At 71.7% G+C, this 25,660-nt stretch carries 21 protein-coding genes; 9 read left to right on the top strand and 12 right to left on the bottom strand.

Annotated features, from left to right (window positions below):
* Window positions 1-32: 32 nt before the first annotated feature.
* Both DEI85_RS05265 and DEI85_RS05270 read right to left on the bottom strand, forming a co-directional pair.
* Entirely contained in the window at window positions 33-1,544 is a 1,512-nt protein-coding gene (locus DEI85_RS05265) for a sensor histidine kinase (protein WP_111123101.1), read from the bottom strand.
* Window positions 1,541-2,218: a response regulator transcription factor gene (locus DEI85_RS05270; protein ID WP_017885962.1), complete on the bottom strand. Its 678-nt coding sequence runs from the start codon at window positions 2,216-2,218 to the stop codon at window positions 1,541-1,543. Before DEI85_RS05270 ends, DEI85_RS05265 begins: the two co-directional genes overlap by 4 nt.
* 195 nt (window positions 2,219-2,413) lie before the next feature.
* On the opposite strand from DEI85_RS05270, the gene DEI85_RS05275 reads away from it, so the two are divergent.
* Entirely contained in the window at window positions 2,414-2,728 is a 315-nt protein-coding gene (locus tag DEI85_RS05275) for a hypothetical protein (protein WP_111191956.1), read from the top strand.
* Between the two features lie 10 nt (window positions 2,729-2,738).
* Here the strand turns inward: DEI85_RS05275 and DEI85_RS05280 are convergent, their stop codons facing one another.
* Window positions 2,739-3,833, bottom strand: a complete 1,095-nt coding sequence (locus DEI85_RS05280; protein WP_111123166.1) for an FUSC family protein — start codon at window positions 3,831-3,833, stop codon at window positions 2,739-2,741.
* 80 nt (window positions 3,834-3,913) lie between these two features.
* Between DEI85_RS05280 and DEI85_RS05285 the strand changes: the two genes are divergently transcribed.
* Both DEI85_RS05285 and DEI85_RS05290 read left to right on the top strand, forming a co-directional pair.
* Window positions 3,914-5,158 carry a phosphotransferase enzyme family protein gene (locus tag DEI85_RS05285; protein ID WP_111123102.1) on the top strand — a complete coding sequence of 415 codons (1,245 nt, stop codon included), beginning with the start codon at window positions 3,914-3,916 and terminating at the stop codon, window positions 5,156-5,158.
* Window positions 5,159-5,610: 452 nt separating this feature from the next.
* Window positions 5,611-7,737, top strand: a complete 2,127-nt coding sequence (locus tag DEI85_RS05290; protein WP_071245021.1) for a DEAD/DEAH box helicase — start codon at window positions 5,611-5,613, stop codon at window positions 7,735-7,737.
* A gap of 131 nt (window positions 7,738-7,868) precedes the next feature.
* On the opposite strand, the gene DEI85_RS05295 is transcribed toward DEI85_RS05290, so the two are convergent.
* Complete coding sequence (locus DEI85_RS05295) at window positions 7,869-8,141, bottom strand: mycoredoxin (protein WP_110859243.1); 273 nt, start codon at window positions 8,139-8,141, stop codon at window positions 7,869-7,871.
* Between the two features lie 58 nt (window positions 8,142-8,199).
* On the opposite strand from DEI85_RS05295, the gene DEI85_RS05300 reads away from it, so the two are divergent.
* Window positions 8,200-9,729 (top strand): CYTH domain-containing protein, encoded by a 1,530-nt coding sequence (locus DEI85_RS05300; RefSeq protein WP_071405572.1) that lies wholly within the window; start codon window positions 8,200-8,202, stop codon window positions 9,727-9,729.
* 124 nt (window positions 9,730-9,853) lie between these two features.
* Here the strand turns inward: DEI85_RS05300 and DEI85_RS05305 are convergent, their stop codons facing one another.
* Both DEI85_RS05305 and DEI85_RS05310 read right to left on the bottom strand, forming a co-directional pair.
* A complete protein-coding gene (locus DEI85_RS05305; protein ID WP_111123103.1) occupies window positions 9,854-12,025 on the bottom strand; it encodes a S9 family peptidase in 2,172 nt (723 codons plus the stop codon).
* A 29-nt stretch (window positions 12,026-12,054) separates the two neighbouring features.
* Window positions 12,055-13,164, bottom strand: a complete 1,110-nt coding sequence (locus DEI85_RS05310) for a Fic family protein (RefSeq protein ID WP_181435472.1) — start codon at window positions 13,162-13,164, stop codon at window positions 12,055-12,057.
* A gap of 215 nt (window positions 13,165-13,379) precedes the next feature.
* Between DEI85_RS05310 and DEI85_RS05315 the strand changes: the two genes are divergently transcribed.
* On the top strand, window positions 13,380-14,579 hold the full coding sequence (locus tag DEI85_RS05315) for an amidohydrolase (RefSeq protein WP_111123105.1): 1,200 nt from the start codon (window positions 13,380-13,382) through the stop codon (window positions 14,577-14,579).
* A 168-nt stretch (window positions 14,580-14,747) separates the two neighbouring features.
* Here the strand turns inward: DEI85_RS05315 and DEI85_RS05320 are convergent, their stop codons facing one another.
* Together DEI85_RS05320 and DEI85_RS05325 are read right to left on the bottom strand one after the other, a co-directional pair.
* A complete protein-coding gene (locus DEI85_RS05320; protein ID WP_111123106.1) occupies window positions 14,748-15,638 on the bottom strand; it encodes an aminodeoxychorismate lyase in 891 nt (296 codons plus the stop codon).
* Between the two features lie 76 nt (window positions 15,639-15,714).
* Entirely contained in the window at window positions 15,715-16,065 is a 351-nt protein-coding gene (locus DEI85_RS05325; protein ID WP_027464736.1) for a tryptophan synthase subunit alpha, read from the bottom strand.
* Between the two features lie 64 nt (window positions 16,066-16,129).
* Here DEI85_RS05325 and DEI85_RS05330 point away from each other — a divergent pair, with 64 nt between their 5' ends.
* Window positions 16,130-16,654 carry an 8-oxo-dGTP diphosphatase gene (locus DEI85_RS05330; protein ID WP_181420004.1) on the top strand — a complete coding sequence of 175 codons (525 nt, stop codon included), beginning with the start codon at window positions 16,130-16,132 and terminating at the stop codon, window positions 16,652-16,654.
* A 38-nt stretch (window positions 16,655-16,692) separates the two neighbouring features.
* Here the strand turns inward: DEI85_RS05330 and DEI85_RS05335 are convergent, their stop codons facing one another.
* From DEI85_RS05335 to DEI85_RS05345, 3 genes are all read right to left on the bottom strand, one after another.
* Window positions 16,693-16,980 carry a hypothetical protein gene (locus DEI85_RS05335; RefSeq protein WP_027464737.1) on the bottom strand — a complete coding sequence of 96 codons (288 nt, stop codon included), beginning with the start codon at window positions 16,978-16,980 and terminating at the stop codon, window positions 16,693-16,695.
* A 158-nt stretch (window positions 16,981-17,138) separates the two neighbouring features.
* Window positions 17,139-18,527 (bottom strand): ABC transporter permease, encoded by a 1,389-nt coding sequence (locus DEI85_RS05340; RefSeq protein ID WP_110859249.1) that lies wholly within the window; start codon window positions 18,525-18,527, stop codon window positions 17,139-17,141.
* Window positions 18,528-18,756: 229 nt separating this feature from the next.
* Window positions 18,757-20,445, bottom strand: coding sequence for a cation:proton antiporter (locus DEI85_RS05345; RefSeq protein WP_110859250.1), 1,689 nt, complete (start codon window positions 20,443-20,445; stop codon window positions 18,757-18,759).
* A 115-nt stretch (window positions 20,446-20,560) separates the two neighbouring features.
* Here DEI85_RS05345 and DEI85_RS05350 point away from each other — a divergent pair, with 115 nt between their 5' ends.
* The 3 genes from DEI85_RS05350 (at window position 20,561) to DEI85_RS05360 (ending at window position 24,518) form a co-directional block, all read left to right on the top strand.
* Window positions 20,561-21,817 (top strand): inorganic phosphate transporter, encoded by a 1,257-nt coding sequence (locus tag DEI85_RS05350; RefSeq protein WP_035807670.1) that lies wholly within the window; start codon window positions 20,561-20,563, stop codon window positions 21,815-21,817.
* Window positions 21,817-22,113, top strand: coding sequence for a hypothetical protein (locus DEI85_RS05355; protein WP_110859251.1), 297 nt, complete (start codon window positions 21,817-21,819; stop codon window positions 22,111-22,113). The genes DEI85_RS05350 and DEI85_RS05355 overlap by 1 nt, the downstream gene beginning before the upstream one ends.
* A gap of 944 nt (window positions 22,114-23,057) precedes the next feature.
* A complete protein-coding gene (locus DEI85_RS05360) occupies window positions 23,058-24,518 on the top strand; it encodes an aspartate ammonia-lyase (RefSeq protein ID WP_258367025.1) in 1,461 nt (486 codons plus the stop codon).
* 33 nt (window positions 24,519-24,551) lie between these two features.
* Here the strand turns inward: DEI85_RS05360 and DEI85_RS05365 are convergent, their stop codons facing one another.
* Window positions 24,552-25,637 (bottom strand): YihY/virulence factor BrkB family protein, encoded by a 1,086-nt coding sequence (locus DEI85_RS05365; RefSeq protein WP_110859253.1) that lies wholly within the window; start codon window positions 25,635-25,637, stop codon window positions 24,552-24,554.
* Window positions 25,638-25,660 lie beyond the last annotated feature (23 nt).

The raw sequence follows: 25,660 nt of genomic DNA on the forward strand, positions 1-25,660 counted from the left end.
GTGAGCGGTCGTGCCCGAGTGAACGGTCGTGCTCAGCGCACCTCGGGCAGGCGGACCGTGACCTCGAGCCCACCGGCGGGCACGTTGCGGAGGGACGCCGTGCCTCCCGCTCGTTCCGCCACCGCACGCACGATCGCGAGTCCCAGCCCGGAGCCGCCGGGCAGGGCTCCGACACCGGTCGACGGGTCCGGGTTCGGGCGGGACGTCCGGGCTTCGTCCGGACGGGTGAAGCGGTCGAACGCCACCGGGATGAAGGACTCGGGCACGCCGGGGCCGTCGTCGGTGATCTGCAGCACGCCCTCGCCGCCGGTGCTCCGCCAGGACACGAAGATGCCGCCGCCGCGGGGGAGTGCGGACACGGCGTTGCCCGCGATGTTCGTCACGAGCTGGGCCATCCCGCCGGTGTCGATCCGGTACCGCGGTTCGACGGTGCCGCCGCCGATGCCCGGGCCGGAACCGCCGACGGCGACGGGCGGCTCGAGGTCGAAGTCGACGGTGACGTCCTTCGCCGAGGCGATGAGCCGGACGCGGTCGACCGCGGCCATCACCTCGTCGCCGAGGTCCGACCACGCGGTCTCGGGGCGCCGGTCGCCGTCCTGTTCACGGCGCTCCGACTCCTCGATCCGCGACAGCGCGAGCAGGTCGTTCGCCAGCCGCGACAACCGCGCGACGCTGTGCTTGGCGCGTTCGATGTGGGCGGCGAGGGCGGCGGCGTCGTTCCCGTCGAGCGAGGCGAGGTCGAGCTGGGTCGTCAGGATCGCCAGGGGTGTCCGGAGCTCGTGGCTGGCGTCCGACACCATCTGGCGTTCGCGCTCGGTCGCCTGCCGGGTCCGGGCGAGGAAGGCGTTGAGCGTGGTCGCCAGGGATGCCAGCTCGTCCTGGGCAGGGCCCACCGGCAGTTCGGCACGCTCCGGGGCGACGGAGAGCCGTTCGGCCTCGCGGCGCATCCGGTTCACCGGGCGCAGCGCGGTGGTCGCGAGCACCCAGGACGCCACGCCGAAGGCGAGCAGGATGGCCAGACCGGTCAACGACAGGGTGGTCGTGAGGTCGTCGACGACGATGGCCTCGGCCTGCGAGTTGCGGGCGGCTACAACCGTCCAGCGGCCGGCCTCGTTGACGGGGTGCTCCACCACGACGCGGTACTCCGAGCCGGAGACGGTGATGATCGAGGTGCCGGCAGGGGTGGACCGCAGGCTGCCGAGCGCCTGCTCGACACGATCGGGCATCGTCGACAGCACGATCTCGCCGGACGGGGACACGACGGCGACGAGCTGCGCGTTGCCCGGCGGCGACAGGTCGGGGTCGCTGTCGACCTCGAGAGTCGCGACGTACGGGTCGGCGTCGGCGTCGAGCAGCGTGCGCGTCGCACTCGCGACGACGCTCACCACCTGGAACCGCATCACCAGGACGAGCAGCAGGATGACGATCGCGGCGATCGCCGTCGAGCCGATCGTGATCCGGGCACGCAGCGACAGCCGACGCAGCGGCCGGATCGGACCGCCGCGTCGGCGGTCCGATCGTGGGGCGTCGTCGGCCCCGCTCACGCCCCGAGCAGATCCAGGCGGTACCCGCGACCGCGGACCGTGGCGATGGCGACGGTGGCCTCGTGCGCGGTGAGCTTCTTGCGGAGGTACGAGATGTACTGCTCGACCACGTTCGGGTCGACGTGCTGCGAACCGTCCCAGACCTCTTCGAGGATCTTCGGGCGGTCGACGACACTGCCTGCGGAGCGGGCGAGCAGTCGGAGCAGGGCGAACTCGGTGGGGCTCACGGCGACGCGCTGCCCCTTGATCGAGATGCGGCGCGCCTCGGAGTCGATCGACACGTCCCCGACCTCGATCGTGCGGGGCGCCCCGGCGGACTCGCGACGGCCGAGGGCACGCAGCCGGGCGGTGAGCTCGGCGAAGGCGAAGGGCTTGGTGAGGTAGTCGTCCGCACCGGCGTCGAGCCCGAACACGCGGTCGTCGACGGCGTCGCGCGCGGTCACGAGCAGGATCCGCACGGGGTCCTCGCGCTCACGGATCCGTCGGGCGAGCTCGAAGCCGGACATGCCGGGCATCATCACGTCCACGACCGCCAGGTCGAACGCCTGCTCGCCGAGGGCGATGAGCGCCTCGACACCGTTCTCGACGGCCGTGACCCGGTACCCCTCGGCCGCGAGTCCGCGTTCCATCAGGGCACGCATCTCGTCGTCGTCCTCGACCACCAACAGCCGCATAGTGGACCTCCTCGGACCCATCGTGGCATCGAACCGGCGCGGAGGGCCGTTCTCCGGGGCCGACTCGCTGAATCTCGTCACAGGACGGAGCAGAACGGTCTGTCCCACGTCCTGGGGACGTGAGCGCGGCTTGCTTCGTTGCTAGGCTCCGGCAGCGGACAGCGCGACCCGATGCGCCGCCCGCACTGGGGGATCATGAACGACTCGATCGACCACCCGGCCATCGTGCGCCTGCGCGTCGAACTGGACGCCGCGTGGAAGGGCATCGGCGCGCTCGCGCAGCTGGAGGACGCTCCGCGCGACCGCGTGGTCGCGGAGCTGCGGACGGCGGTGCCGGACGTGGCGAGCCGTGCTGCACGCGAGGTCGGCACCGAGGCCGTCGTCGCCGAGATCAGCCGGTACGCCGACGCCGGCATCCCGGGTGCGACCGCGACCGACGTCGTGCCGACCGCGGTGATCTGGTCGGACGTCGTCCGGACAGCGTCGGAAGCGGCCTGCGCAGCGCGCTGAAGCGGACCGACTAGTCGTCCTCGCCGAGCAGCTCGCCACGCACCCGTCGGATGTCCTCGAGCAGCGCCCCGATGAGCACCCAGTGCCGGGAGTTCGGGCGCACCACCTCGAGCGGCGCGGTGAGCGCCGGCTCCGAGGCCTCGGCCCACGGCTCGGCGTCCGGTCCGAAGGCGCTGGCGTCCGTCCGGCCGAGCCCGTCCACCGGGTCGAGCCGTGTCGATTCGACCCGCGCACTGAGTGCTCGGACGTCCGCACCGATCCGTGCCACCTCGGTGGCGATGCCGTGCACCACCGGGTCGTCGCGCAGGTCCGGTGCGGTGTTGTCGCGGATCGCCCGGGTCATCCCGGTGACCCGGGTCACCAGGACGCGCAGGTGGTCGGTGATCGCCACGTCGCGGTCGAGGATCGTCCGGTGCCGGCCGCCGCGCGGGTTCATCGTCAGGGACTCGCGCGCCGACCCCAGGGACGCCTCGGCCTTGGCGTGCTGCTGCCGCAGTGCACGGGCGGCGACGAGCGCCTCGTCCCAGCGCTCGCGGTCCCACCCTTCGGTCAGGCCGATCGCGATCCGCTCGAACGCCACCGCGGTGTCGCGGGCGAGCCGGGCGACGGCGAGGTGCGCCGGTTCGAGCAGCACGGGCGGCACGATGAGCGCGTTCACGACGAGGGCGACGATCGCACCGATCACGGTCTCGAGGACCCGGTCGGCGGAGTAGTTCGGCGTCACGACCCCGGCGGTGAGCACGAGCATCCCGCTGATCCCCACCTGGGTGGCCGAGGTCGGGGTGAGCCGGAGCGCCCACGCGATGAGGATCGCGAGCACGATGACGAGCAGCACGACGAAGACGCCGTCGCCGAGCAGCAGGTGGAACCCGGTGGCCAGCACGACGCCGATCACCACGCCGGCGCTCCGCTCGAGCCCCTTCACGAACGACTGGTTGATGCTCGGCTGGACCACGAGCAGGGCAGCGATCGCCGCGAAGGTGGGGAACGGCCCCTGGATGACCAGGCGGCAGAGGAGCACGGCGGCGACCACCGCGACGGCGGTCTTCACGACCTGCAGGAACGGCGTGCGACTGGAGCTGCGGAGGCGCGCGACCGGGTTCACACCGACCACGGTAGCCACCGGCCCCGCGCCGAGCCGTGCACGAACGCGACGAAACCCGCGCGACACTGTTGACTGATCTCGTGTGGCCCAACCATGAGCGCGTCATCCCGCAGGCCTTCGCCGGCTCCGGGACCTCTGTCGTGGCCGCGCGGGCGCACTCCGTCGAGCCCTCGGGCAACGGTTACCTGTACGGCTACGAGGTCGACACGGTGGACCGCAACGGCCAGCGCGCCACGGTCCTGACCTACGTCGACACCGGCGGCACCCACGACCAGAACAGCGCGATCGTCACCGACCCGGCGACGGGCGACCCGGTGTCGGTGTGGGCGTACCCGAACGATCCCGGCCTGCCGGTGCTGCCGCAGGTCACTTACCGCGACGCCGTCGCCGAGCTGCTGACCACGCTCGGCATGCCCGTCACGGAGCCGGTGCTCACCGTGGCGGCCTACCGGCCCGGCAAGCGCGCGGTCGTGCGCGTCGACGCCCCCGAGCGCACCCTGTTCCTGAAGATCGTCCGTCCGCACCGGGTCGCGCCGATCGTGCAGTCGCACGAGCAGTTCGTCGCGGCCGGTCTGCCGGTGCCGCGCGTGCTGTCCAGCCGCGGCGACGGCCTGCTCGTGCTCGAGCGCATCCGCGGCGTGCCCGCGGGCAGCCGCATCCTCGACATCGCCGACGACCCGCGTTTCGTGGCGTCGCTCGCCGCGCTGAGCGGTCGGGTCGCCACCGTCCCGATGACCCAGCAGGCGCGCGCCGACGCGATGGACCACGCCGACTGGCACCGTCGCACGCTCATCGCCGCGCTTCCGCGCGACGCCGAGGAGATCGACCGCCTGTACGACGCCATCGGCCGCCGCTCCATCGGCTGGTCGAGTTCGACCAAGCAGGTCGTGCACGGCGACCTGCACCTGGAGCAGGTGTTCGTCGACGAGGACGAGCCGTGGCGCATCTCCGGCCTCCTCGACATCGACACCGCGGGCTGGGGCTTCCCCGTCCGTGACGTCGGCGCCGTCGTCGCCCACCTCGTGGTCACCGGGCTCTGGCACCGGTCCCGCGGGGACGCCGAGCGCGGTGCCGCCGCCGAGCGCCTCGCCGACGCGATCGCCCGCGACTGGGTCACGCGCAACCCGCGCGAGGCCGACCGCATCGGACCCGCCATCGGCGCCCAGCTGCTCGCCCACGCCGGCGGCCAGGCGACCACCGGCTCCGCCAACGGGATCCAGACCGCCCAGCAGCTCCTCGCCGCGACGCAGGCCGCCCTGGCGGACGCGGCCCCGAGCCTCCCGACCGGTGGCTCGACCCGCCCGCGGTCCGCACCGCAGGTCTGAGAGACGACCGGAGGACGGACCGGAGGCGCGGGTCGGGCCCGCATCGCGCCTCCCGTCCGCCGTCGCGACGCGCGCGGGCAACGCGCCGGTCGCCTCTGTCGGTCGTCCCGGAGTAAACTGAGCGCGCACGCACCGCGTTCCCGCGTGCCGCGTCGATTCCGGACGCAGCCGTCGATCGCTTGATCGACGCGGGGACCGGGCCGTGACCGCCCCGAGGGGGCATCACGTGCGTGTGACGACGCCGGATCCCGGCGCGGACCGTCCGAACCTGCTCCCGGCAGGTGCTCGTGTGGAACGGCTCGCGGGAGTCCACCGGACGTCCCGATGCGGGGACCGGCGATGCGGTGGGCCACGGTGGCCCGCAGCCGAACCGGAGCCGCGCCAGGCCCCGGTGCAGGACTTCCCGCCCCACGGGCGGATCGCCCCGACGTGTGGGCGGAACAGGAGGAGCGTTGGCTCGATCAGGCACCCGGCGAGCTGCCGGCGGGACGCGGACCGCGTCACGTCGCACCAGGCCGCTGGACAACGACGGCGTCATCCCCGTCCTCGCCCGCGCTGTGCGCGAGGTCGAGGCCGCGGCGCAGCGCGGACCGCTCAAGGCATCGAACCGGACGAAGTTCCAGGCGGTCGCCCTGCTCATGCGCGAAGAGCGTGCGCGGGTGAAGGCCGACACGGAGCTCACCGACGCGCAGCGCGCCGAGCAGCTCAAGCGGCTCGACGGCGTGGCCACGATCCTGGCGAAGACGGCGGCGCGCGACACCAGCGTCATCCAGCTCCTCGCCGAAGAGGTGCAGGTGTCCGAGGCGACGCGTGCGGTCAAGCGCGACATGATGATCGCCGGCGGCATGGAACTGCAGCCGGAGGACCTCGTCATCGCGTCCGAGCCCGCCGCGGTGGTCGAGACCCCGGTGCGGGCCGTCGTGCCGCAGGCGGTCGTGCAGCGCCAGCTCGCGAACCCGTTCATGCCGCCGGACTTCGCCCTCGCCGACCAGCCCGTCGCGCACCCGCGTCGCCTGGCGAACTGGGAACTGTTCGGACCGCTGTTCAAGTCGTTCGAGTACGGCGCGGGCGGGGGAGCGGCGTCGATGCCGCTGCCGGAACCCACGACGCTGCACTCGCGCTCGGGCACCACGCTCATGAAGCACCAGGCGGAACTCGTCGCCGCCGCGGCGCAGGGGCACCGCACGTTCCTGCTCGCCGACGAGCCCGGCCTCGGCAAGACCGCACAGTCGCTGCTCGCCGCCGATGCCGCGAACGCGTTCCCGCTGCTCGTCGTCGTGCCGAACGTCGTCAAGACGAACTGGGCGCGTGAAGCCGAGCGCTGGGTGCCGAACCACCGCGCCACGGTGATCCACGGGGACGGCAACGACCTCGACGGGTTCGCCGACATCGTCATCGTGAACTACGAGATCCTCGACCGGCACGCCGGGTGGCTCGGCAACTTCGGGTTCAAGGGGATGGTGGTCGACGAGGCGCACTTCATCAAGAACAAGGACTCGCAGCGCGCCCGGTTCGTGCTGCAGATCGCCGAGCGCATCCGGCAGCGCACCGCCGCGCCGCTGCTCATGGCGCTGACCGGTACCCCGCTGATCAACTCGGTCGAGGACTTCCGCACCATCTGGGAGTACCTCGGCTGGATCGACGACAAGAAGCCGCGCGCGAAGCTCATGAACGAGCTCGAGGAGATCGGCCTGACGCCGGCCGACCCCGGGTTCTTCGTCGAGGCCCGCCGTGCCGTCATCGACCAGGGCATCGTCCGACGCCGCAAGGTCGACGTCGCCGCGGACATCCCCGCCCGCCGGATCGCCGACATCCCCGTCGAGCTCGACGGTGACGAGGGTCGCTCCATCCGCGACGCCGAGCGCGAGCTCACCGCGAAGCTCGTCCGCCGCTACCACCAGGCGCTCGACGCCCGCACCGGGCAGGACCCGGTCGTCGGCATCGACCACAAGCTGGTCCGCCAGGTCGCACGCTGGGAGCTCGAGGACCAGGACGCTTCGTCGACCGGCGAGAACGTGTTCTCGATGGTCCGCCGCATCGGCCGGGCCAAGGCCCAGCTCGCGGCCGACTACGCAGCGCAGCTCGCCTCGAACGTCGGCAAGGTCGTGTTCTTCGCGAAGCACCTCGACGTGATGGACCAGGCCGAAGAGGTGTTCGCCCGTCGCGGCCTGCGCACCGCCACGATCCGCGGCGACCAGACCCCGACGCAGCGCACGGCCGAGATCGACTCGTTCGTGAACGACCCCGACGTCGCCGTCATCGTCTGCTCGCTGACCGCCGCCGGTGTCGGCCTGAACCTGCAGGTGTCGTCGAACGTCGTGCTCGCCGAGCTGTCGTGGACGAGCGCCGAGCAGACCCAGGCGATCGACCGTGTGCACCGCATCGGACAGGAAGAGCCCGTCACCGCGTGGCGCATCATCGCCGCGCAGACGATCGACACCAAGATCGCCGAGCTCATCGACTCGAAGGCGTCCCTGGCCGCCCGCGCGCTCGACGGTTCGGACGAAGAGGTCGTCGACTCCGGTGACATCCAGCTCGACGCGATGGCTGCGCTGCTGACCGAGGCGCTCGGCGGCTAGGGCCGGCGCGCGGCGCGTCCGGCGCGCGGCGCTGACAACAAAACACCGGTGTTCGTGCACTGAACCGCGTCATGCGCGTGTTCGGAGCGTGAACACCGGTGTTCTGCGAAGGGGTGCCGCGGCGCGACCGCTCAGATGCGGGACTGCACCTCGGCCAGGGACGGGTTGGTCGCCGTCGAGCCGTCGGGGAACACCAGCGTCGGCACGGTCTGGTTGCCGCCGTTGACCTCGGCGACGAGCTCGGCCGTGCCCGGGGTCTGCTCGATGTCGACCTCGGTGAAGGGCACCCCGGCCTTCGACATCTGGTTCTTCAGCCGGGCGCAGTAGCCGCACCACGTGGTGGTGAACATCGTGACGCCGCCGGCTCCGGGCGTGAACTGCTCGCGGGTGATCGTGTCGCTCATCCCTGCAGGCTAACCCCGGGTGCGGGGAAACCCCGCAGTGCCTGGTAGACAAGAGCGTGTGAGCCACACGCACCTCGAGATCGAGCGCACCTACGACCTGCCCGAGGGCGGCGCCCTCCCCGACCTCGTCGGCGCGGGCGGCATCCTCCGCACCGAGCACCAGGAGCCGTTCGAACTGGACGCGACCTACTGGGACACCGAGCGGTACGACCTGGTGGCCGCGCGGGTGACCGTCCGCCGCCGCACCGGTGGCCCCGACGCCGGCTGGCACATCAAGCGCTCCGAGTCGGACACGGTCCGCCACGAGCAGCAGTTCCCCCTGACCGACGACGCCGACACGGTGCCCGACGAGGTCCTCGCCGCGCTCTTCACGGAGCGTCGTGGCCGCGGGCTGCGTCCCGTCGTCCGGATCACCACCACCCGCACCGTCACACGACTGCTCGACGAGGACGGCGACCAGATCGCCGAGCTCGCCGACGACCAGGTCACCGCCCAGCGCCTCGACGACGACGCTCCGGAGACCCCGCGCACCTGGCGCGAGGTCGAGGTCGAGACCGTCGACGGCGTCGACCCGCAGATCGCCCACGAGCTGTTCGCGGCCCTCGACGGGCGCTTCGCGGCCGTCGGCGCCGGCCCCGCCGCCGTCGCGTCCAAGCTGGCACGTGGGCTGGCAGGAGCACCGGCACCGCGCCTCCAGACCGAGGAGAAGCCGGCCAAGGGCACGACCGCACGCATCCTGGCGAAGCGGGTGCGCAAGCTGCGTGTCGCGCTGCTCGGTCAGGAGGCCCGGCTCCGCTCCGGCGACACGGCCGACCTCCGGCAGGCGGCCGACACCACCCTCGAGATCGCCGCGATCCTGGGCGCCTACCGCCCGGCGTTCCCCGACGGCGAGGCCGTCGACCGCGCCGCCGAGGCGGCGGACGGCCTGGCGGGCGTCACCGCGCGTGCGGCGCTGGCCGAGTACCTGATCGACCGGCTGCCGCGGGCGTCGTCGCCGGCGCAGGACGACCTGGTCGACGCGATGACCCGTGAGCGCATCCTCGCCTCGACCCGGGAACGTCGCGACCAGGCGGTGCGGGACGTCGTCGCGTTCCTGCACGGCGAGCCGTTCCTCGAACTGCTCGACGCCCTCGACGACGCTGCCGAGCGCCCGGCGCCGACGGCGTGGTCGCTCCGCGCACCGAAGCAGGTCGCGCAGGACGTCGGCGCCGACGTGAAGCCGCGCGTGCGCGAGCTCGTCCGGGCCGCCGTCGCCGACGACACCTCGGACACCGCCGCCGAGCGCGAGGCCGCTGACCGGACCACCACCGAGGCCGCGTGGCAGGAGACGATGCGCGCCCGGATGGCGATGGACGTGCTCGGCGACGACGCGTTCCCGCACGCGCTGTGGAAGCGGATCGGCACCGCGGCCGACGTGCTGACCGAACGGGTGCGGTCCCTGCACGCCCTCGACATCCTGCGGGCGAACGCGGCGATCGCGGAGCGCGGGGGTGAGGGCACGTTCGGGTACGGGGTGCTCGCGGGGGACCGGGTGCGCCTGGCCGAGGAGTCCTACGACGAGGCGGTGCACGCGCTCAACCGCGTGTGAGCGCGGTGCGGGCGCTGCGTGCGCCGCCTGCGCCGCTGTTCGCCGCTGTTTGCTTCGTGAGCAGAAGAGGTCGGGTCCCGCGTTCGGACCCGACCTCTTCTGCTCACGGAGTGCGCGGAGCGGCTCAGCCCGCGGCGATCGGGTTGGCGGTCGCGGCGGCGGGCGTCTCGTCGGCGAGCCCGAGCACGTCGAGCAGCCAGGCGAGTTCGAACGCCCGCTCCTTCCACGATGCGTAGCGACCGCTGACACCACCGTGGCCGGCGGACATCTCGGTCTTCAGCAGCACGGGCGCGCCGACCTCGCGGAGCTTCGCGGTCCACTTCGCGGGCTCGACGTAGAGCACGCGGGTGTCGTTGATCGAGGTCACGGCGAGGATCCGCGGGTACTGCACGTCGTCGCGAACGTTCTCGTACGGGGTGTACTCGCTCATGTAGCGGTAGACCTCGGCGTCGTGCAGCGGGTCGCCCCACTCGTCCCACTCGATGACGGTGAGGGGCAGGTCCGGGTCGAGGATGCTCGTCAGCGCGTCGACGAACGGCACGGCGGCCAGGATGCCGGCGAACCGCTCGGGTGCGAGGTTGGCGACCGCACCCATCAGGAGCCCGCCCGCGCTGCCGCCCTCGGCCACGAGCCGGTCGGCGCTCGTCCGGCCGGACTCGATCAGGTGCTCGGCGACCGCGACGAAGTCGGTGAACGTGTTCTTCTTCGTCAGGGTCTTGCCGTTCTCGTACCAGTGCCGGCCGAGCTCACCGCCACCACGGACGTGCGCGACGGCGAAGACGACACCGCGGTCGAGCATCGACAGGCGCATGACGCTGAAACCGGGGTCGATCGAGTGCTCGTACGAGCCGTAGCCGTACAGGTGCAGCGGTGCCGTGGTGCCGTCCTCGACGGCGTCACGACGCCAGACGAGCGAGATCGGCACCCGGATGCCGTCCGACGCGGTCGCCCAGTCACGTTCCTGCACGTAGTCGGCCGGGTCGTAGCCGCCGAGCACGGGCTGGCGCTTCAGGACGGTGACCTCGCCGGTGGCCAGGTCGAGGTCGCTGACCTCGGAGGGGGTCACGAACGACGTGTACCCGATGCGGAGGGTCGGCTGCTCCCACTCCGGGTTGCCGCCGAGACCCGCCGAGAACAGTGCTTCGTCGAAGGGGACCTCGTGCGCGTCGCCGTAGCCGTCGCCCTCGATCGGGATGATCGCGACGCGGGGGAGCGCCTCGGACCGGTATTCCAGGGCGAGGTGTCCGGCGAAGGCGTCGACCGACTCGATGCGGCGCTCGGTGTGGTGTGCCACGACGACGCGGCGGTCACGCTCGGACGTCGGGTCGTCGGCGGGGACGTCGACGAGCTCGAAGTTCTCGGCGCCGTCGTTGTGCAGCACCAGGAACCGGTCGCTGCCGCCGACGATGGCGTGCTCGATCTCGTACTCGACGCCCTCGCGACGGGGCCAGACGACCTGGAACTCACCCGTCGGGTCCGCGGCGTCGAGGACGTGCGCCTCGGACGTGATCTTCGAGCCGAGCTCGATGACGATGTACTGCGAGGAGCGGGTGACACCGACACCGACCCAGTAGCGGTCGTCGGGCTCCTCGAACACCAGGACGTCCTCGGACGCCGCGGTGCCGACCGTGTGCCGCCAGATCTTGTCCGGACGCCAGGACTCGTCGACCGTGGGGTAGAACACGTAGCGTCCGGCCGGGTCGAAGGTGGCGCCGGCCCCGGTGTTCGGGATGGCGTCGCCGAGGTCGGTCCCCGAGGCCAGGTCCCGCACGTGCAGGGTGTACCGCTCGTCACCCTCGACGTCGATGCCGTAGACCAGGCGGGTGCCGTCGTCGCTGATGTCGTAGGTGCCGAGGGAGAAGAACTCGTGGCCGTCGGCCAGCGCGTTGCCGTCGAGGACCACCTGCTCGCCGGGGAGCGTCGACTCGCCCTCGACGACGGCGGGCGGTGTCCAGTCGTCGCGGCCGGCGATGGGTGTGCGGCAGTGCACGCCGTACTGGCTGCCCTCGGCGGTGCGGGTGAAGTACCACCAGTCGCCCATGCGGACCGGCACCGAGAGGTCGGTCTCCTGCACGCGGCTCTTCACCTCGGCGAAGATGCGGTCCCGCAGCGGCGCGAGGTGCGCGGTCGCGGCGTCGGTGTGGGCGTTCTCGGCTTCGAGGTACGCCAGGGTGTCGGGGGATTCCTTGTCCCGCAGCCACTCGTAGTCGTCGACGAAGTCGATGCCGTGGTGGGTCCGTGTCACGGGCCGCTTGGCGGCGCTGGGCGGGGTGGATGCGGTGTGCTCGTTGCTCACCGTCCCACCCTATTCGCCCGCACCCCCGGTCAGGCCGCCGTGCGCTCGCGCCCGCCCACAGCGGCGTGCACCCGCTGCTCGAACGCCTCGAGCTCGGCGACCACGGCGGGTGCGACCCACGCGCGGTCGCGGCGTCGACCGGTGACCGGACGGAGCACTCCCGCCAGCACCAGGTCGTGCGTGACGCGCTCGACCTCGTCGGCGGTGAGCAGGGTGTCCAGGTGCGCTTCGGTCAGGACGGGGTCGTCGGCGAGTGCCCGGCCGACCACGGCGTGCGGGCCCGAGGCACAGGGGCCGGCGGACCGGTCGGCGTCGTGCTCGGCGAGCAGCAGGGCGCTCAGCGTCGCCTCGTCGCACACCGTCCCGATCGCGAGGGCCAGGTCGACCACGAACCCGGTGACCCGGCCGTCGCGGAACTGCTCCAGGTGCCGGAAGTACCGCAGCCGGTCCGCCGCGAGCGCGGTGGCGACCGGTGCCGTGAGCGTCGTCGTCACCCCGCGTCGCCGCAGGACGGCCCCGATCAGTGCCCTCCCGATCCGACCGTTGCCGTCGGTGAACGGGTGGATCGACTCGAACTGCGCATGGGCGATCGCCGCCTGGGCGATCGGGTGCAGGTCCACGCGGTGCACGAACGCGAACAGGTCGGCCATCAGCGGTGCCACGAGCTCGGGCGGCGGTGGCACGTGGACGGCGTCGCGGGGTGTGGCGCCGCCGCCGATCCAGTTCTGCACCTCGCGGTACCGGCCGGCGTACCGTCCGTCGACCGGATCGTCGCGCATCAGCAGGCGGTGTGCCTCGAGCAGGGAGGCCTCGGTGACGGTGCCCGAGTCCGCTCCGGACACCAGGTGCTCGACGGCGCCGCCGGCCCGGACGACCGCGGTGGCACCAGCGTTCGCCCGGATGCCGACGAGGGCCCGTGCCAGGTCGTCGATCGTCGCGGACTCGTCCTCGATCCGCGACGACGCGACGGCTTCGGTCCGGCCGAGCACGGACCCGAGCGGTGCGAGCCGCGAGCCGTGGCGGACGTCGAGGGTGCGCAGGGCCGTGGCGCTCCGGTCGAGCAGCGCGACGGTCTCGTCGTCGGGTGTCCACCGAGCCCTCGCGATGGACGGGGGCAGCGACACCCGCACGGTGGTCACCAAACGGTCGTCGCGGCACCCGCGGACTGCGCTCCGCCACGGGCGCTCCGCATGCTGGTGGACGGGCCACTCGTGCGGAGGCCGGGTCTCGCTGTGGTGTGCCATCCCGCGACGGTAGGGCCGCCCGGACGCTCGACGCCAGGAATCGGTGTTTCGCCCGCTCGCCCTCAGGCCCGCCCGGAGCCCGACCGCGCCCTCCGCGTACCGTTGGTGCCATGAGCAACTCCTTCGCGATCACCGGTGCCCACGTCGTCCCCGTCTCCGCCCCCGCCTTCGACGGCGGCGCGGTCGTCGTCGAGGACGGCCGGATCACCGCGATCGGTCCGGACGTGACCCCGCCCGAGGGGATGCCCGTGGTCGACGCAGCCGGTTCGTGGTTGGTGCCCGGGTTCGTCGAGGCGCACGGCCACGTCGGCATCCACGAGGAGGCCAACGGTGAGGCGGGCAACGACACGAACGAGATGACCGCCCCGAACACGGCCGGCGTCCGCGCGATCGACGCGATCGACATCGACGACGAGGGCTTCCGGGACGCGCTCGCCGGCGGGATCACGAGCATCGTCGTCAAGCCCGGCTCCGGCAACCCGATCGGTGGTCAGAGCGTCGCCATCAAGACCTGGGGCGGCCGCACGATCGACGAGCAGCTCATCTCCGACTCGGTGAGCGTGAAGAGCGCCCTCGGCGAGAACCCGAAGCGCGTCTACGGCGGCAAGGGCCAGACGCCCTCGACCCGGCTCGGCGTCGCGAAGGTCATCCGCGACGCCTTCGTCGAGGCGCAGAACTACCGGGCCGCCCGTGACGCCGCCGCCGCGAAGGACGAGCCGTTCGCCCGCGACCTGACGAAGGAGACGCTCGTCCGGGTGCTCGACGGCGAGCTCGTCTGGGACCAGCACACCCACCGCCACGACGACATCGCCACCGCGATCCGCCTGTCCGAGGAGTTCGGCTACCGGCTCGTCGTGAACCACGGCACCGAGGCGCACAAGATCGCCGACGTGCTGGCCGCCAAGGACATCCCGGTCATCTACGGCCCGCTCTTCACCAGCCGCTCGAAGGTCGAGCTCCGCGACCGCGGCATCCCGAACCTCGCCACGATCGCGGCGGCCGGTGTCCGGGTCGCCATCACGACGGACGCGCCGGTCGTGCCGATCAACATGCTCGTCGACCAGGCGACCGCCGCCGTGAAGGAGGGCCTGCCCGCCCAGACCGCACTCGAGGCGCTCACGGTCAACCCGGCCGAGTTCCTCGGGTTCGGGGACCGCGTCGGTCGCCTGGCCGAGGGCTACGACGCCGACCTCGTGCTCTGGGACGGCGACCCGCTCGACGCGACCAGCCGCGCGACGCGCGTCTGGATCGACGGCGAGCCCGTCTTCACGTGGGCCGACGGAGCCGGCGTCACCACGCCGCGCTGGTAGCGAGCACGACACGCAACTGGAGGCGCGGTGCCAGCTGGCACCGCGCCTCCAGTCCGTCGTGGACCCACGCCGCATTTCGCGGTGCGCGACACCTCACGCGCACGCCGCCCCGTGACGTGTCGCTCAGCACGAAACGCGCGCGGAGCACGCGCCGGGGGCGCCGCGTGCTCAGACCTCGCGTGCCAGCAGGAAGTCGTTGATGCGCGTCGTGAGCTCGGCGTCGATCGGACGTGCGTCGCCGTTCACCGAACGGATCGGCGCAGCCTGCCGCACACTCGACACGAGCCAGAGCGCGTCCGCCGCCGCCAGGTCGGCGAGCGTGACGAGTTCGTAGGCGGTCTCGATGCCGGCTTCCTCGGCGAAACGGAACACGTCGGCCTGCGTCGTGCCGGCCAGGATCCCGATGTCGGTGCGGGGCGTGACGAGCCGGTCGCCGACCTTCATGATCAGGTTGGCGCGCGTGCCCTCGAGCACGTAGCCGTCGCTCGAGACGAACAGGGCGTCGTCGGCGCCGCGGCGGACGGCCTCGCGCAGGGCGGCCATGTTGACGCCGTACGACAGCGTCTTCGCGCCCTGCAGCAGCCACGGCGAGGTGCGCTCGACGTCGTGCCGGTACCCGCGGTCCAGGACGACGACGGAGATGCCCTCGGTGCGTGCGGCCGTGGAGTCGCCCGACGGCGCGGCGTAGACCCACCCGGTCGGGCGGTCGGTGCCCTCGACGCCGCGGGTCAGGACGGTCTTGGCGAAGGCCTCGCGCACCGGGTCGAGGCGGGCGCAGACGGCCTCGATGGCCTGGCGCCAGGCCTCCGGGTCGGGGGCGGGCAGGTCGAGCATCGCGGCGGAGCGGCCGAAGCGGGCGAGGTGCGCCTCGAGGGCCTGGGGCCGGCCGTCGATCACCGTGATCGTCTCGAACACGCCGTCGCCGCGCGTGACGCCGAGGTCCTGCACCTGCACGTGCTCCTCGAGCGGCTTCGCCCAGGTGAAGGCATCGGCCGCGGGGTCGTGCGGCGCGGCGTCGCGGGAGGGCTGGTTGAGGACGGCGAGCACGGTTTCGGTCATGCGTCCATCCAACCCCACGCGGGTGCGTGCGTGCGCGGTGCCGCGGTGTGCGCGCGTGCGTGCGCCGGCGCGCGCGTCAGCCCGCTTCGGGCAGGGCGCCGAGCAGCTTCCACACGGCGGGCGTCAGCTCGGGGTGCTGCAGCGCGATCCGGCGCAGCCGGTGGTACTCCTCGCCGAGCCTGGTGCCCTGCCCGGACGCCGGGTGGCTCGACCACTGCGCGTGCCGCTTGCCGATCGCCTCGTCCAGGTCGACGGCGTCCGCGCGCAGGATCAGCACGACCTGCTCGTCGACGGTGGGGAGCGTCGGCATGAACTCCCACGGGTCCTCGCCCTGACGGCTCCGGTGCTCGACGAGCATCGAGATCTCCTCGGCGGCCTCGGCGCGCAGCACTTCGAGGCTGCGCCCGGTCCTGCGGGGCTCAGCCATGGTGCCCCCGCAGCACGCCTGCCATGGGGAAAGCGTACGACACTCCATCGGTCACACTGGACGCGTGACCCTTCGCGACGAGAGCAAGTCCCAGCATCCCCGGGTGGTGGTCGTGTACCTGCTGCGCGACGGCGAGTCAGGCCCCGAGGTGCTGCTGGGGGAGAAGCGCCGCGGCCTCGGCACGGGCCGTCTGGTCGGCCCCGGCGGCAAGCGCGAGCCCGGTGAGTCGGCGGTCGAGACCGCCGTGCGCGAGGTGCGAGAAGAGGTCGGCCTGCGGCTCGACGCGGTCGACCTGGAGGCCCGTGGCACGTTGGACTACCGGTTCCCGTACCGACCGTCCTGGTCCCAGGTCTCGGACGTCTTCGTCTGCCGCCGCTGGCAGGGCGACCCGTCGGGCTCGGACGAACTGGAGCCGCGGTGGATCCCCGTCGACACCGTGCCCTACGACGCGATGTGGGACGACGCCCGCTACTGGCTGCCGGGGGTGCTCGCCGGCGGCAGCGTCCGCGCGCGGTTCACGTTCGCCGAGGACGACGCGACGGTCGCCGGGTTCACCGGGACGGGCGTCGGCGTCGACGCGGGAGACTAGCGGCCAGCGGCCAGCGGCCAGCGGCCAGCGGCCAGCGGCTAGCGCGGCTGCTGGGTGCGGGTGCTGCCGGTGCGCGCTTCCTCGGCGGCGGCCATGACGTCGGCGTCGCCGCTCCGGCCACCCAGGGGTCGCACGAAGAAGTCGATGATGCCGACGACGATCGCGCCGATCATCGAGAACATCGCCCACCCGACGAACAGCCCGGCGGTGCCGCGGCCGTCGGCGGGCGCGAGCAGGACGCTCGCGGCGTAGAAGCCGACCGTCAGCACGAGGAACACGACGACGACGGTGATGAGGACGCGGTGCCAGGTGATGCGCGGGTTCATCCGATCAGGATACGCGTCAGCGGCACCTCACCGATCCGCGTGCCGGCACGGATGATGCACGCGCATCATGCGACAGAACTCGCGTCGTTCGACTGGTGCACTGTCGGAACATGCGCAAGCAGTCGGTCTGCGCGAGCGGTGCGACCGTCAGGAACGAGCTACCGGTCCGCGTGCCGGCCGTGCGGCGGCTCGTCCGACGTGTCGGACCGAGCCGACGCCCTGGAGCCCTCGGTGCGTGGGACGGGACGCGTGCGCGGTCCGGTCCCCGCGCCTCCTGGCCGTTGCACCGGGCCGGTGCGGTCCCCGGGGCGCTGCACGGCGATGCGACCGGTCGGTGTCGCGTCCGGCTCCAGGCCGTCGCGACCGCCGGTGAAGACGTCGCCGCCGGTGCGGTCGTCCTCCCAGTCGTCGTCGCGCAGCACGCTCAGGGTGCCGGTCTCGGTGGAGGTCAGGCCGTGGCGCTCGAGCTCGGCGTCGCGCTGCCCACCGAGGAACTCGCGGTTGGCGGTGTTGGCGTCCTGGAACATCGTGGTCCTGCCGGTGACGATCGCCCGGATCCGTCGGCGCTCCCACCACTTCTTGCCGAAGTACATCAGCACCAGGCCGGCCGTGGCGTAGCAGGCCATCGTGATCAGGCCGCGGGCCGGGCCGGGGCCGACGCCGTAGACCTGGTGCTTGATCATGTCGACCATGCTCGAGCCGACGACGACGTTGTTCAGCCAGGCGAAGGGCTCGGGCATGAACCACTTCGGGTAGGCGCCGCCGGACGAGGGCATGGACAGGAAGACGAAACAGATCATCGCGGGCGCGGCGATGAACCGGCCGACGAAGTAGCTCAGGCCGTTCACCGCCAGGCCGATCGCCACGATCCAGCCCCACGCGATGAGCACGAGCTGGATCCAGTGCCCGTGGATGGCACCGAGCACCGGCCCGGCGAGCGTGTTCGTGATGAGCGAGATGACGAGGCCGCCGACCACGATGACCGTCATCCGTGTGCGGTGCCGGAGCGGGCCGCCCATGATGCCGATGAACATCGCGACCATGTAGCCGCCGATGCACCACGCGAGCATGACGTACATCGCGACGGTGCCGTACTCGTCCCACGCCGGCAGGGGCGCGAGCTCGGTGACCTTCGGGGTCGCGACGCCCAGGCCGGTCAGCACCGCGGTGAGGGTGGCCGGTACGAGGCTCGCGACCTGGAACTGGTGCGCGCTCGCCTTGAAGAACTCGTTCGCAGCGGGGTCGTACGCGACCGCCATCGAGCCGCCCACCACGTCGCGCTTCGCCTGCGCGAGCGAGTCGTACGAGTGGAACACGAACTCGCCGGGCAACGCCTGCTGCACCGCCTGGACGAACGCCGGGTCGCTGCCGATCAGGGCGATCGGGACGTCGTGCGGATGCGGGGCGTGGAACGCGAAGACGTAGCACAGGCAGAACCCGACGATGAAGAACAGCGGCATCCAGAGCTGCAGGCCGATCAACTGCAGCGACGGGTGCAGGGTCGAGTACCACCGGCGGTAGGCGCCGTGCTGCTGGGGCGCGGGCACCGGAGCCTGTCGTCGGGGTACCGAACGCGTGTGCCCGGCGACCTTGCCACCACGACGCGGCTTGGTCCCACGTGCCGAGGGGCGGGTCCCGCGCGGCTTCGGCGGCGTGGGACGGGAACTGCCGGGGCGCTCCGGTCCGTCGTCGTTCCTGGGGACGTCGTTCCGCGGCGTGCTCACTCGGCGCTCTGCTCCTGCTCTCGATCGGAGCGCCAGGATACGCCCGGGGTGATCAGGAGCGACTGCGCGATGCCTGCGCCGAGTCCATCGCGAGTTCCTCGGCGTCGAGGGTCACGAGCACGCGGCGCATGACCTCCTCGTCGAGGTTCCCCTTCTCCCGCTCCTCGAGCACGATCTCGCGGCGGCGGTCGAGGAGCTCGCGCCGGATGTCCTGGATCTGCGAGCCACGCAGGCGCAGTGCGACGTTCCGCCCCTCGTCCTCTTCTTCCTCGGCGTCCTGACGGAACGTCTCGGCCTGACGCTCGAGTCGCGCCTTCAGCCGGTTCACCACCGAGTCGACGGCTTCCGAGCCGTACTGCTTCGCCCACGCCGGACGCCGCTTCTCGAGCAGCTCGATCGCGGCCTCGGTGGTGCGCTGGTTGAGCCGCATCTCGCTGCGCACGTCCTCCTCGCCCTCGGCCGGGTCCTGCACCTTGAGCGCGCGGATGACGAACGGCAGGGTGAGTCCCTGCAGCAGCAGGGTGCCGACGGTGACGAAGAAGGCGATGATGAAGATCGTGTCCTGCGCCGGGATCTGCGTGGGGCTCGCGACGACGGACACCGCAGCCGCCAGGGTCACCACACCGCGCATGCCCGTCCACGAGATGACGGTGAGCTCCCGCCAGTTGAGCTTCGGCTCGGCGGAACCGCGCATCCACCGCAGCGACGGGTGTCCGCGGGACAGCTTGATCCGCAGCGGCCGGAGCCACTTCCCGTTGATGCGGTTGCGCGCGTAGGACTCGAACACGAACAGCGGCCGCACCAGGATCACGACGACGAGCACGACGGCCGCAGCGGTGAGCGTCTGCCCGAGACTCCGCTCGCTCTCGACCAGGTCCTGCACGACGGTGTTGAGCTGCAGGCCGATGAGCGCGAACACGAAGCCCTCGAGGATGACGTCGATGCTCGTCCAGAGCGGACGCTCCTGCAGGCGGGTGGCGTAGCCCTCCTTGGGCGAGTTGTAGCCGATGTACAGGCCGGCCGTGACGACCGCGATGACCCCGGAGCCGGACAGGTCCTCGGCGAGGATGTAGGCGACGAAGGGCAGCAGGATGCTCATGATCGTCTCGACCACGGGGTCGTTGATGCGCATCCGGATCCAGTGCACGACGACGCCGAGCACGATGCCGACGACCAGACCGACGCCGATCGCCAAGCCGAAGATGCCGAGGTCCTGCCAGATCGTCAGTGACGTGCCCGCGATGATGAGCGTGAACACCCGCACCAGGGTCAGCGAGGCCGCATCGTTGATCAGGCTCTCGCCGGACAGCACGGTCATGACGCGCCGGGGCAGTCCGAGCTTCCGACCGATCGCGGCGGCGGACACGGCGTCCGGCGGCGCGACGATCGCGCCGAGCAGGATCGCCGCAGGCAGGGTCATGTCCGGGATGAGCAGGTACGCCACCCCGCCGACGACCAGGGCGGTGACGATCACCAGGAAGATGCCGAGCCGTCGGATCTGCTTGATCGAGCCGCGGAAGCTCTGCCACGACACGTCGAGGGCGGCCGAGTAGAGCAGCGGCGGCAGGATCACCGTGAGGATGACCTCGGAGTCGATCTCCATCGGCGGCAGCCCGGGCAGGAACGAGGCGGCCAGGGCGACCGCCGTGACGAGCAGTGGAGCGGGGAGTCCCTTGGCCCGGGCGAACCCCGTCACCGCGAGCGATCCGATCAGCAGGATGAGGAGCTCAGCGGTGTCCATGGACGCATTCTCCCATCGGCATGGTTCCGAAGCTGAACGAGCGTGAAGCTGCGGTGAACGACAGGTTGCCGATCAGGTTTGCTCGAAGGGCCGACGCCTGGGACACTTGCCCGCGGTGGACATCACACTCATAGTCGTCCTGGTCATCGCGTTGGCCCTCTTCTTCGACTTCACAAACGGTTTTCACGACACCGCCAACGCGATGGCGACCCCGATCGCGACCGGCGCCATGAAGCCCAAGGTGGCGGTCACCGTCGCTGCGGTGCTCAACCTGGTCGGTGCGTTCCTCAGCACCGCCGTGGCGACGTCGATCTCGCACGGGTTGATCAACGAGGGGCCCGGTGGCGTCGCCATCAGCCCGGAGATGATCTTCGCGGGCCTGATCGGGGCAGTCGTCTGGAACATGATCACGTGGCTCCGTGGGCTGCCGTCGTCGTCGTCGCACGCACTGTTCGGCGGGCTGATCGGTGCCGCGATCGTCGGCGCCGGGTTCCAGTCGGTCAACTACGTCGCGCTGCTGACGGTCGTGATCATCCCGGCGTTCGCCTCGCCCGTGATTGCCGCGCTCGTGTCGTTCCTGTCGACGCGCATCGCGTACCGGATCACGAAGCGTCCGGTGTTCCCGAACGAGCGCGGCGGGTTCCGCATCGGGCAGGTCTTCACCAGCTCGATGGTGTCCCTGGCACACGGCACCAACGACGCGCAGAAGACGATGGGTGTCATCACGCTGACCCTCATCGCCTCGGGCGCGCAGTCGTCGAACCAGGGCGTGCAGTTCTGGGTCGTCGTCGCCTGTGCCCTCGCGATCGCCCTCGGTACCTACACCGGCGGTTGGCGCATCATCCGCACCCTCGGCTCGGGCATCACCGAGATCCGTGCGACGCAGGGCTTCGCCGCCGAGGCCTCGACCGCCGCGACGATCCTCGCCTCCAGCCACCTCGGCTTCGCGCTGTCGACCACGCAGGTGTCCTCGGGGTCCATCATCGGTGCCGGGCTCGGCCGTCGTGGCTCGAAGATCCAGTGGTCGACCGCCGGCAAGATCGTCATCGCCTGGTTCATCACCCTGCCCGCGGCCGCCGCGGTCGGTGCGGTCGCCTCGGGCATCGCCCGCCTCGGCGTCATCGGGCTCGTGCTCGACGCCGTGATCGGAGCCGTCGTCATCCTCGGCCTGTACCTGTGGTCGCTCCGCAAGCCGCACGAGCAGGCCTCCGCGATCGAGGTCGACGTCGCCGCGAACGCGGTCCTGACCCGCAAGGAGCTGCGTGACATGCAGCGCAAGAAGCGTGCCGACGCGGTCGCCCAGCGTCGCGCCGAACTGAGCCGCGAGCGCACGCTCCGTCGCATGGCGGCCCGCAAGGGAGGCCGTCGCTGATGGGCATCGACTGGTTCGCATTCCTCACCGTGGCGCTCGTCGCCGTGGTCTCGTCGTGCTTCGTCGTCGCCGTGTACTCGGTCGGCCTCCGTTTCTGGAGCGCCGCCGACACCCGCGAAGGCAAGTTCACCGTGAAGGACGACGGCACGATCGGCCCGGCCACCGCCGGCTTCCCGAACCCGGCCGGAGCCTCGGCGGCCGCACGTGCGCTCCGTGCCGCGGCCATCGCGTGCTTCGTCGTGTGCGGCGCCGTCGTGCTCTACGGCATCTACCTCATCGTCCCGCAGTTCCACTGACGGGCACGCTCACCGGGTGAGCAGAAGACGCCGGGTCGCCCCTCGCGACCCGGCGTCTTCTGCGTCCGCTGCTCGAACTGCGCACTTCGGGAGCAGAAGCGGCCGGGTCGCGGTCTGCGAGCCGACCCGTTCTGCTCACGACGTGTGCGCGAGGGCGCCCAGGCGTGAGCACGGTGCGAGCGGGCGAAATGCCCGCGCCTTCGCGCGCTTGCACCCCGGTCTTTCGCCCGCTCGCGGCGGGGCGTGACCGCGGGTCGGACGGGAGGCCCGTGGCGGCTTGGCACCGGGCCTCCAGGCCGTCGCGTGGCGAGCGGGCGAAATGCCGCGGTGCGCTGCGGAGGCAACCCCGGTATTCCGCCCGCTCGCGCGGGCGGGGCGTTCTTGGTGAGCAGGAGATGTCGGGTCGCGGTCGGCGGCCCGACCCGTTCCGCTCACGAAGTGTGAGGGCGCCCACCTCGGGCGTGCGCCCCTGGCGCGAGCGGGCGAAATGCCCGCGTCTTCGCGCGCGGGCACCCCGGTCTTTCGCCCGCTCGCGGCCGGGCGTGACCGCGGGTCGGACGGGAGGCCCGTGGCGGGTTGGCACCGGGCCTCCAGGCCGTCGCGTGGCGAGCGGGCGAAATGCCCGCGTGCGTTGCGGAGGCGACCCCGGTGTTCCGCCCGCTCGCGCAGGCGGCGCGTTCGGTGAGCAGAAGATGTCGGGTCGCCGTCTGGGACCCGACATCTTCTGCTCACGAAGCGACGGGAGGCCCGTGGCGGCCTGGCACCGGGCCTCCAGGCCGTCGCGTGGCGAGCGGGCGAAACGCCCGCGTGCGGTGCCGAGGCGACCCCGGTATTCCGCCCGCTCGCGCAGGAACGCCGCCGGTCCCACCAGCCCCGGCGCGTTCCCGGACCGGCCGGACGGACGGGACTAGCCTCGACGTGTGACCGGCAACGAGGAGGCACCTGTGACGACGACGACGCGGACCGAGAGCGACTCGCTGGGATCACGGGAGGTCCCGAACGACGCGTACTGGGGCATCAACACGTTGCGGGCACTGGAGAACTTCCCGATCACCTCCGTTCCGATCGCCGTGTACCCGGACCTCATCGAGGCGCTCGTCACGGTGAAGCAGGCTGCGGCGCGGGCGAACCGGGCGATCGGTGTCCTCGACGAGGAGCGCGCCGATGCGATCGACCGCGCGGCGCAGGAGGTCCGCGACGGGGCCCTCCGCGAGCAGTTCGTCGTCGACGTCGTGCAGGGCGGTGCGGGGACGAGCACGAACATGAACACGAACGAGGTGCTCGCGAACCGGGCGCTCGAACTCCTCGGTCGGGAGCGGGGCGACTACGCGTACCTGCACCCGATCGACCACGTGAACCGCAGCCAGTCGACGAACGACACGTACCCGACGAGCATCAAGATCGCGATGATCTTCGGCGTCCGCCGTCTGATCGTGCAGCTCGAAGAGCTCTCCGCGGCGTTCGCCGAGCGGGGCCGCGCCTTCGCCGACGTGCTGAAGGTGGGCCGGACGCAGTTGCAGGACGCGGTGCCGATGACCCTCGGGCAGGAGTTCACCGGCTTCTCGCACACGATCCAGGAGGACGCGGACCTGCTCCGCAAGGTGATGCCGCTGCTCGCCGAGATGAACCTGGGCGCGACGGCGATCGGCACCGGGATCACCGCGGACCCGCTCTACCGTGACGAGGTCCGTCGGCAGCTGCAGGAGGCGAGCGGCATCGACGTCGTCACCGCCCCCGACCTCATCGAGGCGACGAGCGACGCCGGTGCGTTCATGACCCTGTCCGGCACCGTGAAGCGCAGCGCCGCGAAGCTCTCGAAGATCTGCAACGACCTGCGGCTGCTGTCGTCCGGTCCGCAGGCGGGTCTCGGCGAGATCACCCTGCCGGCTCGCCAGGCCGGCTCGTCGATCATGCCGGGCAAGGTCAACCCGGTGATCCCCGAGGTCGTGAACCAGATCGCCTACGCGGTCGCCGGGGCCGACACCACCGTGACGATGGCGGCGGAGAGCGGGCAGCTGCAGCTCAACGCCTTCGAGCCGATCATCGCCCACTCGATCCTGCAGTCGCTGCAGTGGATGTCCCGCGGCTGCGCGACCCTGCGTGAGCACTGCGTCGTCGGCATCGAGGCGAACGAGGCGAAGCTCGCGGCCCAGGTCGACACGAACGTCGGCGTCGTCACCGCGCTCACGCCGTACATCGGGTACGCGGCGGCGGCGTCGATCGCGCACACGGCGCTGACCACCTCGACGCCGATCTCGACGCTCGTCGTGGCCGCGGGGCTGATGGAGGAGGACCAGGTCATGCGGGTGCTCAGCCCAGCGCGGCTGTCGGGCATCGAGCTGGCGACGGGCGCGATCCCGATCATCACCGAGGAGATGCTGGACGCCGAGGCGCGCAAGCGCTGACACGGGGCGTCCGCGCGCCCACGCACCCACCGGTCAGGGCAGCGGCCGCTCGCCCACCCGCACCTGCTGCGCCAGCGCCCGCAGGTGCTCCTCGCCCGGGGTCGGCTCGGCGTCCTCTTCCTCGGCCACCCGCGCGGCCTCGGCCCGGACGTGCTGCGCGGCCGCGATGTCCTGGTCCCGCCAGCGCGCGAGCGTGAAGTTCCGCGTGACGTCCCGCAGCGGCAGCCGGATCGACTCGTCCGCCTCGATGCCTGCGAGCAGTTGCCGCATCCGGATCACCTCGGAGTCGAGCTCCCCGCCGACCACGAGCACGAAGTTCGAGATGTACAGGTACACGAGCAGCAGGATCGCGCCACCGAGCCACCCGTAGGCGCGGTTCCCGCCACCGAGGGTCTCCACGTAGAGCGCGAACCCCACCGTGGCGACGGCCCAGGTCACGATCGCGAACGCGGCACCGGCCGACACCCACCGCAGCTGCGGGGTCTTCACGTTCGGCGTCGCGTAGTAGAGCACCGCCACCATGACGACGAGGTCGGCCGCGAGCACCGGCCACTTCACCACGTTCCACACGTCGTCGATCCAGGGCGCCCACCCGAGCTGTCGGATGACGGCCTCGGAGATGGTCGGCGTGCCGAGCAGGATGACGATGGCGACGGCGCCGCCGACCATGACGAGCAGCGTGACGAGGAGCATCATGCTGCGGAACTTCCAGATCCGCCGGCCCTCCTCGACCTCGTAGGCGGTGTTCATCGCCCGTCCGAACGCCGTCGCGTAGCCGGACAGTGACCAGAGCGTCAGCACGACGCCGATCGTGAACCCGAGCCAGGGGTTGTCCAGGGTCAGCAGCTGCCGGAGCGGCCCCTCGAGGTGCTCGGCGGTCTCCGGCCTGACGATGAACCCGAGGACCTGGACGATGTCCGTCAGGCTGTCGCCCTTGCGGTCGACGATCGACAGCGCCGACACGACCGCCAATGCGGTCGGGAAGACCGTGAGCAGGGCGAAGAACGTCAGCGACGCGGCCGCGTCGACGACGCGGTGCCGGATGACCGAGTGGTAGGTGCGCCGGACGACGGCACGGACTCCGGTCCGCTGGAGGTCGCGCGATGCGCTGTCCGGCATGTGTCGTACGGTACCCGACACGT

This window comes from Curtobacterium sp. MCBD17_026, assembly GCF_003234895.2.
Classification (GTDB): Bacteria; Actinomycetota; Actinomycetes; order Actinomycetales; family Microbacteriaceae; genus Curtobacterium; species Curtobacterium flaccumfaciens.